At 54.0% G+C, this 16,688-nt stretch carries 11 protein-coding genes; 7 read left to right on the forward strand and 4 right to left on the reverse strand.

The window, feature by feature from the left end:
* Window positions 1-84: 84 nt before the first annotated feature.
* Window positions 85-528 (reverse strand): RES family NAD+ phosphorylase, encoded by a 444-nt coding sequence (locus CYPRO_RS09685; protein WP_114984427.1) that lies wholly within the window; start codon window positions 526-528, stop codon window positions 85-87.
* A 9-nt stretch (window positions 529-537) separates the two neighbouring features.
* Complete coding sequence (gene parS / locus CYPRO_RS09690; protein WP_114984428.1) at window positions 538-987, reverse strand: type II RES/Xre toxin-antitoxin system antitoxin; 450 nt, start codon at window positions 985-987, stop codon at window positions 538-540.
* A gap of 367 nt (window positions 988-1,354) precedes the next feature.
* Here parS and CYPRO_RS09695 point away from each other — a divergent pair, with 367 nt between their 5' ends.
* The 7 genes from CYPRO_RS09695 (at window position 1,355) to CYPRO_RS09730 (ending at window position 11,255) form a co-directional block, all read left to right on the forward strand.
* Window positions 1,355-1,729, forward strand: a complete 375-nt coding sequence (locus CYPRO_RS09695) for a DUF2237 family protein (protein WP_114984429.1) — start codon at window positions 1,355-1,357, stop codon at window positions 1,727-1,729.
* On the forward strand, window positions 1,719-3,206 hold the full coding sequence (locus CYPRO_RS09700; protein WP_114984430.1) for a protein adenylyltransferase SelO: 1,488 nt from the start codon (window positions 1,719-1,721) through the stop codon (window positions 3,204-3,206). The genes CYPRO_RS09695 and CYPRO_RS09700 overlap by 11 nt, the downstream gene beginning before the upstream one ends.
* A 114-nt stretch (window positions 3,207-3,320) precedes the next feature.
* Window positions 3,321-5,768, forward strand: a complete 2,448-nt coding sequence (gene thrA / locus CYPRO_RS09705) for a bifunctional aspartate kinase/homoserine dehydrogenase I (RefSeq protein WP_114984431.1) — start codon at window positions 3,321-3,323, stop codon at window positions 5,766-5,768.
* 33 nt (window positions 5,769-5,801) lie between these two features.
* On the forward strand, window positions 5,802-6,731 hold the full coding sequence (locus CYPRO_RS09710) for a homoserine kinase (protein ID WP_333472962.1): 930 nt from the start codon (window positions 5,802-5,804) through the stop codon (window positions 6,729-6,731).
* 49 nt (window positions 6,732-6,780) lie between these two features.
* On the forward strand, window positions 6,781-8,106 hold the full coding sequence (gene thrC, locus CYPRO_RS09715; protein WP_240644723.1) for a threonine synthase: 1,326 nt from the start codon (window positions 6,781-6,783) through the stop codon (window positions 8,104-8,106).
* A gap of 115 nt (window positions 8,107-8,221) precedes the next feature.
* Window positions 8,222-10,384 (forward strand): prolyl oligopeptidase family serine peptidase, encoded by a 2,163-nt coding sequence (locus CYPRO_RS09720; RefSeq protein ID WP_114985761.1) that lies wholly within the window; start codon window positions 8,222-8,224, stop codon window positions 10,382-10,384.
* A gap of 388 nt (window positions 10,385-10,772) precedes the next feature.
* The gene (locus tag CYPRO_RS09730) at window positions 10,773-11,255 is read left to right on the forward strand and encodes a DoxX family membrane protein (protein ID WP_114984434.1); all 483 of its coding nucleotides are present in this window, start codon (window positions 10,773-10,775) and stop codon (window positions 11,253-11,255) included.
* Between the two features lie 74 nt (window positions 11,256-11,329).
* Here CYPRO_RS09730 and CYPRO_RS09735 read toward each other — a convergent pair whose 3' ends face one another.
* Window positions 11,330-13,297, reverse strand: coding sequence for a fructose-1,6-bisphosphatase (locus tag CYPRO_RS09735; RefSeq protein ID WP_114984435.1), 1,968 nt, complete (start codon window positions 13,295-13,297; stop codon window positions 11,330-11,332).
* A gap of 431 nt (window positions 13,298-13,728) precedes the next feature.
* On the reverse strand, window positions 13,729-16,290 hold the full coding sequence (locus CYPRO_RS09740) for a T9SS type A sorting domain-containing protein (RefSeq protein ID WP_114984436.1): 2,562 nt from the start codon (window positions 16,288-16,290) through the stop codon (window positions 13,729-13,731).
* Window positions 16,291-16,688: the final 398 nt, after the last annotated feature.

Raw genomic sequence — 16,688 nt, forward strand, 5'->3', positions numbered from 1 at the left:
TGATGAACTACCGCTGTCGCTAAATGATGTTAATCCGTCTTGCATGAATGTAATCTTAGTGCCTGCCGGACGCACATTCGCAAATCACAAGCGCTGATCGAATGTGAAATCTTTGATCTCGGAAATTTTCACCTGAGAAAACTGCGGATGCGCCGGATTGATGATGATATTGAATTCATCGCTAATGATGGCGGATGGCACCATCAGAATCAGGGATTCAAGTCCGTCAGCCCATCTGTCTCCTACCGGCTGACACAGGTGATAATTTTGAACCCTGTGCCAGTTTTCGGGAAGGGAAGCGGGTAAAATAATTTGCCGGCTGCACTTATCGGGAATTTCAATTTGGGTCAGTTTGTAGCGCATAAAAGCGCGCTCCCCGCCGACGTGCACCAGGTACTCGAGACAGGAGAGCGCGCGGCTTGAAGCTGTGTAGACTACATATTGCCCGGCGGAATTCCAGCGGCCCGGCCGCCCGGAACCGGATAGTGCTCCGGCCCATCTTGCAAGTGAAATGCGGTATACGAACATGACAGACAGCTACGCCAGTGCGCCGTATTCGATGCGAATGAGCTCTTCGCGGATAAGATCTATACCGCCGGATGTGCTCAGGAGACTGACGGGCACCTGATCTCCGAGCCCGTATGCAGGCTTACGCAGCCAGCGGTTGAAGGCGTTGAGATCTGTGAAAATTTCGTTCGCTTTTTGGTAGAGCGCGATAATTTTGGCAAGCTGTTCGCTATTAAGCGCATTGAAACGCTTGTTTTCTTTCTCGTAGCGCTGAACCGTTTTATAAGAAAGGCCAAGCACAGCGGCGAGTTCATCTTTGGTGAGACCCGTGATATGCAGAAGCTCTGCAAATGCGCTTGCCGGCATACCATCTTTTGCGATTTGTACCATAGCTAAGGTATTGTTTGGGGTGATTTCATATTTTCGGGCGGCTGACTGAACCGCACCGCTTAGGTTTTCGGTATTAAAAGAATCGGACATATAAATAGCCTTTTGGATGTATATCAGTAATTTGTCTATAATTTACAGACAATAGTCTGAACAAGCAAGCCCATCGAATAATTTCGAATTATTTTTTTGGCGTTATTTGTTCTCTAAACCAAACGCCACAATGTTGAATATCTCTTTGATAAAAACACAGCGGACAACAGTACACAGGCTTATTCCTACTGTAATGAAGCAACACCAGCGATCAATGGGATTGCCTTTCACCAACTCCCGATTCCCTTATTTTAGATTTCGACACGAATGATCATGACTGAAATGTCTTATGTCCTGATTACCAGACCGACTTATTAAAATCAGTCCGGTATTAAACCTATTCATCACACTATTTCAAATTTCTGGTATGTCGCCAAAAAATATTTTTAACGAACCCCTTAAACTGTGCTGCAACAATCCGCTTACCGGCTTTTACCGCGATGGTCTTTGCCGCACCGACACCTTTGATGCGGGCCGTCATGTGGTTTGCGCCATCATGACGGATGAATTTCTTCAGTTTTCCCGCTCCAAAGGCAATGATCTGATAACGCCCCGTCCCGAGTATCGCTTTCCCGGGCTGAAAGCGGGTGACCGATGGTGCCTGTGCGCACTCCGGTGGAAGGAAGCTGAGACACACGGCATGGCGCCGCTCGTGGATCTAGAAGCTACCGCTATTGAAGCCCTTGACTTTATTCCGATGGAAACCCTCATCCAATACGCCTGGAAAACCAATGCCGAATAAAACCGAAATCACAGGCTGGAACTTACAACACACCTATCAAAACCTTCACCCGATGATGTTCAGCAAGGTGAGTCCGCAGCACGCGGAAGCGCCCAAGCTGCGTCTATTTAATGAGACGCTCGCCGCGGAACTTGGACTTGACGTACCGGAGCAATCAGCGCAGTCGCTGGCTGAGCTGTTTTCCGGCAATGCGTTGCCGGAACAGGCTTCCCCTATTGCGCAGGCCTATGCAGGACATCAGTTCGGGCAGTTCACCATGCTCGGCGACGGGCGCGCCCTCCTTTGGGGCGAACAAACGCTGACCGACGGCAGCCTTAAGGACATGCAGTTTAAAGGCAGCGGACGCACCCCCTACTCCCGCGGCGGCGATGGGCGGGCAACGCTCTATTCCATGCTGCGGGAATATCTCATCAGCGAAGCCATGAATGCGCTTGGTATCCCAAGTTCCCGCAGCCTTGCCGTTGTGGAAACAGGTGAACAGGTGTACCGCACCCGCATGAACAAAGGTGCAGTACTTACGCGCGTCAGCGACAGTCATATCCGGGTTGGCACTTTTGAGTATGCCCGCCGCTTCCTCCCTCCCGAAGCCCTAACAAGCTTACTCGAATACACCATCAACCGGCATTATCCGGATCTCGCGGAAAGCGAAAATCCGGCCGTTGCCCTCCTTGAGCGGGTACTGCAAAAACAGGCTGAGCTGATAGCCCAATGGATGAGCTGCGGTTTTATTCACGGGGTGATGAATACGGATAACATGACGCTCTCCGCTGAAACCATCGACTACGGTCCCTGTGCTTTCATGAACGCCTTCAATCCCAAAAAAGCTTTCAGTTCGATTGACGCGGGTCGCCGCTACTCCTGGGGCAATCAGCCGGGGATTGCGCAGTGGAACCTGAGCGTACTTGCAGGTGCATTGCTGCCATTGATTCACGAAGATCAGGATGAAGCGGTCAAAATCGCTAAAGCGGTGCTGGAAAGTTTTGAAGACCGCTTTCAGTCTGCGTGGTACGGACTCCTGAGCAAGAAACTCGGCTTTGCCGGTGATGTCACAGAATATGACCGCAGCCTTGCCGACGACCTCCTTCGTCTCATGCAGCAACAGGAAGCCGATTTCACAAATACCTTCCTTTTTCTGGAAACCGAATCCGCGTGGCTTGAAGGCATTCCCTCCGGATCAGCTTTTGACGCCCTGCACCAAAAAATCCGCGAGCGCCAAGAGCAAAATCCCGGCGGTCGTGATGAAGCCATACGGCTCATGGCTGCACAAAATCCGTTCATCATCCCCCGCAACCATCAGGTCGAGCGGGCACTCACGGAAGCTGCCTTTAAGGATGATTACAGCTTTTTTAACAAGCTTCTCCATGAACTCCAGGAACCCTACCGCCGGACTTCCGAAGCTGATCATAATCTAAGAAAAGAGCTCACGATGCCACCCGAAGGCGGCGACGGTGACTACCGTACTTTCTGCGGTACCTGACAGCAGTTTTGGTGGCTCAAGCTGAATTCAGTATTCATTTCACAGCTTTTTTGCGTATCATCGGAGCTTAATTTTTACAAGCACCGGATTTCCCCTTTACGTTTAAATTCAGCTATGAGAGTTCTCAAATTCGGCGGTTCCTCTGTCGCTACACCACAGCGCATTCTCGATGTCGTAGATATTGTTTCCAAAGCCCGAGCGCGCAACTGCCAGGCTGTTGTTTTTTCAGCCTTTGGCGGTGTCACCGATCAGCTTATTGCCATGGCCCGTCAGGCCGAAGCCGGTGATGAAGACTTTGCCCGCTCGTTTCAGGAACTCGAGCTGCGGCACATTACCACCGTTCGGGAACTGATTTCCGCTGCGAATCAGAGTCAGGTGATGGGTCGGGTAAAAATGATGCTGAACGAGCTGGAAGACGTGCTTCAGGGCATTCAGCTCGTTGGCGAGCTGACGCCGCGGACCCTCGATTTTATTATGAGCTTCGGAGAGCGGCTGAGCAACTATATCATCAGCCGCACCCTCACCGACCGCGGCATTCCTGCCGGATTTCTGGACACCCGTACCGTTATCAGAACCGGAGATCAGTTTGGGAAGGCTCTTGTGGATATGGAAACAACCCAAGAGCTTCTCACGAATCACTTTGCCGCCAAGCCCGACGTGCAAATTGTGACGGGTTTCATAGGTGCAACCAATACCGGCGTCACAACGACCCTCGGTCGCGGCGGTTCTGACCTGACCGCTTCCATTCTCGGGGCCTGCCTTAAAGCCGAAGCCATCGAAATCTGGACCGACGTTAGCGGCATTATGACCGCAGACCCCCGTAAGGTCCGCAAGGCCTTCCCGGTGAAGCATGTCACCTATGAAGAAGCACAGGAAATGTCGCACTTTGGCGCCAAGGTCATTTACCCGCCTACCATGCAGCCCGCCATGGCACGGAATATCCCGATTTGGATCAAAAACACCTTTGAGCCGGATGCAGAAGGAACCCTGATTTCAGGCGAGCCTGATCAGACTGAGCTTCCTGTCAAAGGCATTTCCTCCATCGGACACGTGGCGCTCGTGCGGGTTCAGGGCGCAGGTATGATTGGGGTAGCGGGTGTGGCACAGAGAATTTTCGGTGCCCTCGCCAAAGCGGGTATCAACACCATTCTGATTTCACAGGCTTCCAGCGAGCACTCTGTTTGTTTTGCGGTGAGTCCGGATCAGGCGGAAAAGAGCCGTCAGGTTTTGCTTGAAAGTTTTGCATTCGAAGTGCAGCGCGGACAGATTTCCGATATTGTGGTGGAAGACAACATGTGCGTAGTCGCCGTAGTGGGCGAAAACATGCGCTCTACGCCCGGTATTGCCGGGAAAGTGTTTCAGGCGCTGGGCCGGAACGGGGTGAATGTCGCAGCCATCGCGCAGGGCTCCTCGGAGCTGAACATCTCGGTAGTCATTTCCCGCAAAGACGAACAAAAAGCGCTCATCGCCGTTCACGACGCTTTTTTCCTTTCCGGACTCAAAACCGCAAACCTGTTTTTTATTGGGGTCGGACTTATTGGCAGCACGGCCATTGATATGCTGTTGAAACAGCGCGACAAACTGCGCGAAACCCTGAAGATCGACCTCCGCATTATTGGGATGTGCAACAGCCGGAAGATGCTGTTTGACCTGAACGGGATTGATGAAAACGACTGGAAACAACAGCTCGACAAAAAGGGCGGTCCGCAGACCCTTGACGCATTTCTCGAACATGCAGCCTCGCTTAACCTGCCCGGCAGCATCATGGTTGACTGCACGAGCGCCGAGGAAGTCGCCGCACGCTACCACGGCATCCTGAAAAACAGCATCTCCATCGTTACGCCGAATAAAAAAGCATGCAGCGGCAGCATGGCGCGCTATCAGGCCCTGCACAGGGAAGCCCTGCGACGTGACGTCTCCTTACTGTATGAAACCAATGTCGGGGCCGGTCTGCCGCTGATCAAAACGTTGCAGGAAATGCACCACACCGGCGATACGATTCACTCGGTGGAAGGCGTGCTCTCCGGCACCCTCAGCTACCTGTTCAATGAGTACGACGGCAGCCGTCCGTTTTCGCAGCTGGTAGGCGAAGCCCGGGAGAAAGGCTTCACCGAGCCTGATCCGCGCGATGACCTTAACGGGATGGATGTCGCCCGGAAGCTGCTCATCCTCGCCCGTGAAATCGGCCTGACCCTGGAACTTGCCGACATCCAAATGGAGCCCCTGCTACCCGCAAGCCTGTTCGATGCCCCCGATACCGAAGCCTTCCTGCAGGACCTGCCCTCCGTGGATGAAGCCTTCAAGGCCCGGTACGAAGAAGCGCGGGGTGCCGGCAAAAAGCTGCGCTACATTGCGAAGGTCAGTGCGGAAGGCGCCCGGATTTCGCTTCAGCACGTGGACGAAACCCACCCTTGCTACGGCCTTCAAAGTACCGACAACCTCATCCTGATTCACTCCGACTGCTACAGCAATCGTCCGATGGTCGTGGCCGGACCCGGTGCCGGGCCCAAAGTGACGGCAAGCGGCGTGGTCGGCGACATCATCAAATCTGCGCTGCGCTGATCTCACAGCGGGCATTCCTTTCCCATTCTGCTTATGTCTGTTTCCGTTTTTGCCGCCGCTACGGTAGCCAACGTCGCCTGCGGTTTCGACGCCCTCGGCTTCGCGATACACGAACCCGGCGATGAAGTAATTGTCCGGAAATCCGCTCAGTCCGGCCTACGAATTGTTGCGATTACGGGGGATGAAGGCCGCCTCCCGCTTTCGGTGACGAAAAACACCGCCGGGGTCAGCGCGCAGGCCCTGCTCGATGAAACGGGCTACACCGGTGGTATTGAGATGGAAATCCACAAGAAAATGCCGCTCGGAAGCGGATTGGGTTCAAGCTCAGCAAGCTCGGTCGCAGCTGTTGTTGCCGTGAACGAACTGATCGGCTCGCCTTTTACCCGCGCGGAATTACTGCGTTTCGCGACAGAAGGTGAGCGCGCAGCCTGCGGCGTACCGCATGCCGACAATGTCGGTCCTTCCCTGCTCGGCGGATTTGTACTGATTAGAAGCTATAATCCGCTCGAAGTCGTGCAGCTGCCGGTACCGGACGAGCTCTGGTGCAGCGTCATTCATCCGCATGTGGAAATCCTCACCGAAGATGCCCGCAACGTGCTGCGTCGGCGGATTCGCCTGGAAGACGCCGTAGTGCAGTGGTCCAACCTCGGTGGCCTGATTGCCGGCCTGTATCAGGGCGACTATCAGCTCATTGGCCGCTCCCTCAGCGACATCATTTTTGAGCCGACCCGCTCCCTGCTCATCCCCGGTTTTGATATGATGAAGCAGGCCGCGATGCAGGCAGGCGCGCTGGGATGCAGCATTTCCGGTTCAGGACCTTCCGTTTTCGCGCTATGCCGGGGCGAAGAAATCGCCCGCGCCGCTGCCGACGCCATGCAGCACGCCCTCACGAAAGCCGGACTCGGCAGCGAAACCTACGTCTCGGCCATCAACCGGCAGGGCCCTGTAATCCGGAATCTGTAGCCGACCCGGAAGCCCATCCCCCGAACAACTCCTTCAAAAAATAAACACCGTGATTCTCTACTACTCGACCCGTCAGACCAATCCAAAACCTGAAGACCACACCATTTTCCCCGAAGCCCTGCGGCTGGGCCTCGCCCCTGACGGCGGCCTTTACGTTCCCGATCAAATTCCCAAGTTTCCACCTGAATTCTGGGAGAATATCGCCGGGATGTCGGTTTCAGAGCTTGGTCGCGTATTGCTCCGGCCCTGGTTTGAAGACGACTTGACCGATGTAGAGCTTGAAACGCTGGTGGATGACGCCCTCAACTTCGACGCACCCCTGGTGAAGCTGGACGAGCGAACCTACGTGCTCGAGCTTTTCCATGGACCGACCCTGGCTTTCAAGGATTTCGCTGCCCGCACCATGGGCCGGCTGATGGCCAAGTTGCTGCGCAAGCCGGGCGAAACCCTGCACGTGCTTACCGCTACTTCCGGCGATACCGGCGCGGCTGTTGCTGACGGCTTTTTCGGCGTGGAAGGCATTCAGGTGTGGGTCCTCTACCCTTCCGGGAAGGTCAGCCCGCTGCAGGAGAAGCAATTCACGACCCTGGGCGGCAACGTGACCGCGCTCGAAGTGGATGGCACTTTCGATGATTGTCAGCGGCTGGTGAAACATGCTTTTGTGGATAAAAAACTCCGCAAGCGCATGAACCTCACTTCGGCGAATTCCATCAATATCGGACGACTGCTGCCGCAAATGGTGTATTATGCAAGGGCTGTCGCGCAGCTTCAGGAAAAGAAACTCAGCAACAAGCCGGTTTATGTTGTGCCAAGCGGTAACTTCGGCAACCTGACAGCCGGAATCCTCGCACTCCACATGGGCATGCCGGCCGGCGGATTTTTCGCAGCAACGAACAAAAACAAAACCTTTGTGGACTTCCTCGAAAGCGGACGCTACGAACCGCGGCCTTCAACGCCGACCATCAGCAATGCGATGGATGTGGGTGACCCGAGCAACTTCGACCGGATTCTGGATCTTTTCAACAAAGATTTGGACTCAATACTTTCCGCGGTACTTGCTGATTCTGTGAATGATGACGAGACCCGCGCGACCATTCTGCAAACCTGGAAGGACTTTGGCTATATTGCCGATCCGCATACGGCTGTTGGCCTGAAAGCCTGGCAGCGCAGGAAGTCCGAGTTTTTTGATACGACCATCGCTATTGTGCTGGCAACCGCCCATCCGGCAAAATTCGCGGATGTCATGCCGGAAGAAGTGGCGCAGCATATTCCGGATACGCCTGCGCTCGAAAAACTGCGGAAACGCACCAAGCAAGCCATTCCGATGGCTGCTGATTTTGAAGCTTTCCGCAAAATCCTGCTGCAACACGCCTGATTTTATCCGGAATCCACTTATTGTGTGAATCGGACATCTTCATTTCTACTAACTTAATCTATTACCTATGAATCTGACTGTTTTCCTGACCGGCTGTTTTCTGACCGGCATGATGATGAGCTTTGGCGCCGTAATTCAGGCGCAGGCGCAATCCGCGAGCGCGAGCGCCTCGGCCTCTGCAAGCGCGCAGACTACCGTTAGCGCCGAAACGGGTGAGCGTCCGCGACTGCTGCCCTATCCCGAAACCCGGAAAAGCGACCATGTGGATGTCTATTTCGGCCATGAAGTTGCCGATCCCTACCGCTGGCTGGAAGATGATCTTTCTGATGAGACCAAAGCATGGGTGCAGGCGCAGAATGAAGTGACCTTCGATTTCCTGGATCAGATTCCGTTTCGCACGCAGATCCGGGAACAGCTCACGGCGGACTGGAACTATGTGCGGGAGTCGGCGCCTGTACGGCACGGGGAGTGGTACTACTTTTCGCGCAACGACGGGCTGCAAAATCACGCAGTCGTGTTCCGCAAGCGTGGTGTCCGCGGGGACGCCGAAGTCTTCCTCGATCCCAACACCTTTTCAGAAGACGGCACAACTTCCCTCGCGGGCATGAGCTTCACCCGGGACGGATCCCTGCTCGCCTATTCCATATCTGAAGGCGGCAGCGACTGGCGCAAAATCATCGTCATCAATACCGAAACCATGGAAGCTGTCGGCGATACCCTTGTTGATGTCAAATTTTCGGGCATTTCCTGGAAAGGCACCGAAGGCTTCTACTACAGCAGCTACGACAAACCGGACGGAAGTCAGCTTTCGGCCATGACCGACCTGCACAAGCTGTATTATCATCAGATTGGCACGCCACAAAGCGACGACAAGCTGGTATTTGGCGGCGAAGTGACACCGCGTCGCTACATCTTTGGCGGCGTGAGCGAAGATCAGCGCTTCCTGATTGTTTCGGCTTCGGTCAGCACCTCCGGTAACGAGCTGTATGTGATGGATTTCGAAGCCGATGAGCCTGCGCTCAGACCAGTACTGAGCGGGTTCGAAAACGACGTTTCGGTCATCACAACCAACAATGGCTACCTGTACATCTACACCAACCGGGGCGCACCAAACTACCGGCTTGTGCGCGTGAATGCAGCAGCCTCGCAGCCCGAAAACTGGACGGATGTCATCCCTGAAACCGAACATGTGCTCAGCGTGAGCCGCGCCGGAAACTACCTGTTCGCCAGCTACCTCGTTGATGTGCAAACACAAGTGAAACAATACACCCTCGACGGCGAGCACGTGCGCAACGTGGAACTGCCAACCGCCGGAACCGCTGGCGGGTTTTCCGCGAGAAGCCATGAAACAACGCTATTCTACACCTTCACGAGCTTCACCTATCCCGCGACCATCTTCGCCTACGACATTCAGAACGGTACCTCCGAGCTGTACTGGACACCTGAGATTGATTTCAATCCGGAAGATTTTGTGACGGAACAGGTCTTCTACGAGAGCAAGGACGGCACCCGCATCCCCATGTTCATCACCTACAAAAAAGGGCTTGAACTGGACGGCAGCAATCCGACCTATCTGTATGCCTACGGCGGCTTCAATGTGAGCCTGCGTCCCTCCTTCAGTATCGCACACCTGACCTGGCTGCGGAATGGCGGCATTTATGCGCAGCCGAACATCCGCGGGGGCGGAGAGTACGGCGAGCGCTGGCACCATGCCGGCATACAGAAAAACCGTCAGAATGTGTTTGATGACTTCATCGCTGCCGGCAATTTCCTGGTTGAACAGGGCTACACCTCGCACGAGCTAATGGCAATTGCGGGCGGCTCCAACGGCGGTCTGCTCGTCGGTGCGGTGATGACGCAACAGCCTGATTTTGCAGCCGTTGCCTTCCCCGCTGTCGGCGTTTTGGATATGCTGCGGTATCACACCTTCACGGCAGGTGCCGGCTGGGCGTTTGACTACGGCACTTCCGAGCAAAGCGAAGAAATGTTCAAATACCTGCTCGGCTATTCCCCGGTGCACAATGTGCGCGAAGGCGTGCGCTACCCTTCGACCATGATTACGACCGCTGATCACGATGACCGCGTTGTACCGGCCCATTCGTTCAAATTCGCCGCAGAGCTTCAGGCCAAACACGCGGGCGAGAACCCGGTGCTGATTCGCATCGAAACACGCGCAGGTCACGGCGCGGGACGCAGCACGGAGTCGGTCATCAGCGAGTGGACCGACCGCTACGCCTTTGCGTGGTACGTGATGGGCCTCAATCCGTTTGCGGAGTAACCCACAGTCTGACACAACAATCAATACCCAAAAGCGCTCCCGATCGGCATGGTGATCTTACTGATGATCAAAGAGTTTTGCCGAAGGGGGCGCTTTACTATCCTAAAAAGCAAGGGATTCATCTTTGGCTTGGGAGCTTTCAGTTTACCCGCCAAGCTCCTGATGTTCACGGAGTTTTCCCCCCAAAAAAAATACCATCATGTTAAGCTGCTACAGCTGCCGGGGTTCAGCTTAATCCTTTCTTTTGTGAGAGCGCTTTTCTGTTAAGGAAGAGCGCTCTTTTCGTATCGGGGAGCGGCGCGCCTCCGCCCTACATATTGTTTTCAAATAAGATAGCTACATTCGGTACATACTATTTATCTACTGAAATGAACTGTTAGTCTTTTATATGAAAACACTTTTTGATTATGTTGACCGCCTTATTACCGGCCTCATGGCCCGCTACGGAATCTCACTGTTGCGCTACAGCATTGGCCTGATCTTCATCTGGTTTGGCGCCCTTAAGTTTGTACCCGGTTTGAGTCCGGCGCAGGAACTTGCTACTTCTACGATTGAGCTGATGACCTTCGGGATGATCTCGCTTCAGGCTTCGCTCATCATGCTCGCAACCCTTGAAGTCGGTATCGGGCTGCTGCTGATTTCAGGCCGCTGGCTGCGCCTTACCATTTTCCTGCTGATGTTTCAGATGATCGGCACAATGACGCCCGTCTTCCTTTTCCCGGAGCTTGTGTTTACGAGTTTCCCCTACGGACTCACGATGGAAGGGCAGTATATTTTCAAGAATTTCGTAGTCATCAGTGCCGCACTCGTGATTGGCGCAACGGCCCGCGGCGGACTGCTCGTTGATGAGCCCGAGCGGGTACTCAGCTGAGAACCCATCATTTTTAAAGCAATAAAAAAGGGACGTGCGTGTGCATATCCCTTTTTTTTGTTGAAGGTCCTGCCTTAGTCGAGCTCTTTGATAGCGCCGGTCCGGTAGGCGTCTAACAGCATTTTCAGGTCGTCAATGGTTTGCTGAATGCGCCGGCCGTCGTCGGTATCCTTCACCCGGATTCGCTTTTTATTGTGCTCAACGATCTTTGTGTGAGAATGGATGTCTTCCCCTTTTTCAATGGCTTTTTGTGTTGATTCGAAGGGCTGATGGGCCGCAAGGAGTAAGCCATACGAGTTAAAAATGAGCGTATAGCCCGCAATACCGGTCTGCGACTGATAGGCTTTTGCAAATCCGCCGTCAATAACGAGAAGCTTGCCGCCCGCTTTAATAGGATCTTCGCCGCCTTTGACTTTCACGGGAACGTGCCCGTTCAGGATGTGACCTTTCGCAGGATTCATCCCGAATTCGCGCAGGATGGCTTCCGCCACATTTTGTTCTGTGCGGTATTTGTAATAGGGATTTTTGTTTTCGGTGTGCGCTGATTTATCGGCTATGAAGTAGCGCTCAAAGGTTGCCATCTTATCTTTGCCGAACAGTGGCGACTGCGGACCGCTCCACAGGTACCACATGGTATCCATGCCGTAGAGTTTCTGCTCCGGTTTGTCCTTGGCGAAGTAGCCCTGTCGCGCCAGCCGTTCGAGCCGGTCCATGAACGCGCGGGGGCCGTGATCTACGCCTTCAAAGGTGAAGTGCGCGAGCTTGCCATCTTTGGTCATGGGGATACAGCCGTGATACAACAGGTTCCCGTTGAAAGTCAGGTACATGCTGCCTTTGGAAAACAGGAATCGTGTGTGTGCCTGAAGGCGCTCGCTGTTCTTGAATGAAAGCACAAGTTTCTCCATCACAATGGCTTCATCTTCGGAAAGCTGATAAGGATTTTCCGGATCGATGGTCGGGAAATGGCTGTCAATAAGCGGATAGGTAGTGCCGTTGATGTCGATGGTGGCGTCTTCAAAGTTTATCCGGTCGAGCAACAGCCGGTCTTTCATACCATACTGCGGCCTGCGCTGCACGATTTGCCCTTCAAGTTTGAGCTGAATAATGGTGATGGCCTTGTGCATGCGGGCCATGAGCATTTGCTCGTGCGAGTTGAAATCGGAACAGTCTTTGGGCATAAACTGCTTGCAGGGATCCTGTCCGTACACATCTACAGCAAGGGAGATAAGCGGGAGCATGCTGATGGCGTAGCCGTTTTCGAGCGTCTCCATGTTGGCGTAGCGCAGCGAAACCCGAATCACATTGCAGATACAGGCTTCACTTCCGGCAGCGGCACCCATCCACACGATGTCGTGATTGCCCCACTGAAAATCTACTGAGTGGTGCTCAAGAAGCTTATCCATGATGATGTGCGCACCGGGTCCGCGGTCATAGACGTCTCCGATAACGTGCAGGCGGGCAATGGTGAGCCGCTGAATGAGATAGCTCAGCGCAATAATAAATGGCCCGCCCCTGCCGGTATCTATGATGGAGTTGATAATTTTGGTGTAGTACTCCTGCCGGTTGCTGATGCTCTCCTGCTGATGCAGAAGCTCTTCGATAATGTAGGCAAAGTCCTTCGGCAGGGCCTTACGAACGCGGTTTCGGGTGTATTTGGATGAATATACGCGGCACAACTTAATCAGCCGGAAAAGGGTGTCGCTGTACCACTCAGCCTGCTTTTCTTTTTGAATGCTTTTGAGAATGAGTGGCATTTTCTGCTCCGGATAATAAATCAGGGTCGCAAGCTGCTGCTGTTCCTGCAAACTGAGCACGCCGTCAAAGATTTCATGAATACGCCGCTTGATGGATCCCGATCCGTTGCGCAGTACGTGCAAAAAGGCTTCATACTCCCCATGAATGTCGGACAAAAAGTGCTCGGTGCCTTTCGGCAGCTCCATGATGGCACTGAGGTTAATAATCTCGGTTGAGGCGGCTCGAATGGAAGGATACTGCTGTGCAAGAAGCCTGAGAAACCTCATTTCTTCTTCAGAGATATACATACGGTAAATTAATTTGGCTGATTGATGACTTTTTCCGGCTTCGGATATTTTTCAAATCCAATAAAAACAACCGGATCTTAGCGACAGACGAATTGAATAACAGAGAAATCAATGTCGGTAATTTATTCTTAAAATATACAACCTGCGACTGTGCAGAACAAAAAGCGGTTTTCCGCATAATGGCACCGATTTTTGACGGAAACCGCGCGCGGCTTGCTTCTTAACACTCAAAAGCCGTACGCAGGGATTTGAAACTCCGAATCAAAAAAGCAAGGGATTTATCTTCGTTTGGGGAGTTCCTCATATCCCTCCCAAACTCCTGATGTTCTCGTAGTTTTCCCAAAAAAATAAAACCCGACGCAGGACATGGCTTGCGTCGGGTTTTGGCGTAAAGGGGGGTATATCCTTGTTTTTGGGGTACTATCAGCGGTTTATTTGATGAAGGTCATCTTACGGGTTTCGATCACATTGCCTGCCCGAAGGCGGTACAGGTAGATGCCGCTTGAAAGGCCGGTGGCGTCGAAACGAACGGTGTAGCTGCCTGCGGGCTGCGTTGTATTTACGAGTACAGCAACACGCTGCCCGGTCAGGTTGAAGACCTCGAGCCGAACCTCCGTGGCTTCCGGAAGGGCGTATGCAATCTGCGTCGTCGGGTTGAACGGGTTGGGGTAGTTTTGGGCGAGCTGCACAGAGGCAGGTTTTTCGCCGGAGGGCTCCTGTCCGATGTGGGTAAAGGGTGGGGGCGACCAGCGTGCGAGTCGGGAGGCCGGTTGGCCCCCGGCTATGGTGAAATCGCCACCGGCGTACAGGTCATCGCCAATCACGGTGAGGGCTAACGCACTGCCGTTCAGTCCCGAACCGAGCGCCTGCCAGGTGCCTGTAGTTGTGTTGTAGCGGGCGATGTTGTTCGCCGCCTGTCCGCCGGCACCCGTGAATTGTCCGCCCACATAGAGGTCAGCACCCAGAAGCGCCAGAGATCTGACATCGTTATTGAGCCCTTCGCCCAGTGTATGCCAGCTTTCATCACTGATGGAATATCCGGCTATGCGGCTGGCAAACTGACCGCCCGCCAATACGAAGAACCCGCCTGCATAGAGGGTGTCGCCGGATACGGCAAGGGCATTGACGCCATTCACAACACCTTCGCCGAGTGCGTGCCAGCTGTCGGTGCTGATTTCATAGCGGGCTACGCGGCTTGCGGGCAGTTCCCCGGCACCGGAAAAAAAGCCGCCAACATACAGATCATCTCCGGATACCGCCAAAGAATGTACGCCGCTGTTTACCCCGTCACCCAGCGGGTGCCAGGTTTCGGTCATCATGTCGTAGCGGGCAATATTGTTTGCGGGCGCTCCGCCTGCCGCTGAGAAATCACCGCCCACAAATAAATTGATTCCGGAAACAACCAAGGCACGCACGTTGCCATCAACGCCGCTGCCCAGGGCATGCCAGCTGCCGCTGCTCAGGTTATACCGGGCTATGCGGCTGACCGGCTGTCCGCCTGCGAAGAAAAAAATGCCGCCGACATATACATCATCGCCGGACACGGCGAGGTCATATACCCAAAGATCCACACCTTCCCCGAGCGGATGCCAGGTATCATTCACCGTATCGTATTTTGCAACGTAACTGGCTTTTTGATTTCCAACCTTGGTAAAACTGCCGCCCACAAACAGGGTATCGCCCCTTGAAGCAAAAGCATGCACGGCTCTGTTGAAGCCATCACCGCCCGAAAGGGCCTGCCAGCTGTCGGTACTGATACTGTAGGAAGCAACATTGGTAGCGGATTTTTCACCGGCCTCCGTGAAATTTCCCCCGAGAAAAAGGGTGTCCTCAGCAAGTGCCAGCGCATACACATTATTGCTCACGCCGTTACCGGGCACCTGCCAGGTTTCTGAGGTTGTATCGAAACATGCAAGGCCACGCGTCGACTGCCCCCCGGCGTTGTTAAACGATCCGCCTACCCATAAACCGTCGCCACTGAGAGCCAAATCATGCACCGGTGCGTTCACACCCTCTCCCAAAACATGCCAGCTTTCCGCAGCCATGTCATACCGAGAAATATAATTGGCAGGCTGACCGCCGATACCGGTGAATTGCCCCCCAACAAACAAGTTGTCGCCACTGGCTAAAAGTGTATGAACCGATGCGTTGGCACCTTCGCCTACCGCGTGCCAGTTTCCGGTACTGAGATCGTATCGTGCAATGCCATTTGCAGGCTGACCGCCCGCGTTACTGAACTGCCCGCCTGCGTAGAGGTTATTGCCACTCACTGCCAGCGCGTTTACCCGCTCGTCCACACCATCGCCAAATGGATGCCAGCTTTCGCTGCTGATGTTATAGCGGGCTACCCGGCTGGCAATCTCCCCGTCGGCTCTGACGAACAGGCCGCCCACGAATAAATCGGTGTCATTGGTAGCAAGGGCGAACACCGAGCCGTTGAGTCCGGTGCCCATCGCGTGCCAGGTGCCGGTGCTCAGATTATAGCGGGCAATTCGGTTGGCGGTCTGTCCGCCGGCGCTGTTAAACTGTCCGGCTACAAAAAGATCATCCCCCGCAAGCTGCAGGGCCCAGACCGAAGCATTGACACCCTCCCCCAGCGCGTGCCAGCTGCCGGTACTTAGGTTGTAGCGCACAATGTGATTTGCGGGCTGTCCGCCGGCGGTGGTAAACTGCCCCCCGACGTACACATCGTCGCCGCTGAAAGCCAAGACCCGCACATTGCCGTTTACCCCCGGCTCAATACTTTGGAGGGTCCAGAATTCATTGTCGGGCTCATCGGCGCTGAAGGGGTGCAACAGCGGTGTGACGGTTTCTTCCTGCGTGAGATCAGCTTCAAAACGCAATACATCGGCGAGCGAAGCGGAAGTTTCCGAAACATCGGATGGGGCTGACTTTTCAGATGAAGGTAAAAGCGTTGGCTTAGCCGGATGCTGCTGTGCTGTGAGGGGGAGGGTTGTGAACAGAAGGATGAGGAGGGTGAGGAGAAATCTCATATCGAAAGGCAAGGGCACTGTAATTTTTGAGTTGATTGAGGCGGGAAATCGTATCTGCAGGGGTCAGGGGCGGGCTGCATTGGTTCAATGCCTAACATATCCTTTAGGATTGTAAAATGCCCGATTTTTATGGGTTTACCGCAGGGATGTTTTTCGTGTCCCCAAAAAGCAAGGGACTTATCTTCGCCTTGGGGTTTCCTGATCTGCTTCTAAACCCTTGATGTTCTCGGAGTTTTACCCAAAAATAAACAAGCCCTGACATGCTTCCCTGCGCCTGAATCGTACTCCCCAAACCGGAATGGCTTCTTTTTACGGGGTCTTTTGGTATTTTGGAGGCTTGCATAATCCATCCCAAAACCCTTCACCCCTTTCGCGGCCGGAAAAACCTGCCATCCGGC

The organism is Cyclonatronum proteinivorum (genome assembly GCF_003353065.1).
Lineage (GTDB): Bacteria > Bacteroidota > Rhodothermia > Balneolales > Cyclonatronaceae > Cyclonatronum > Cyclonatronum proteinivorum.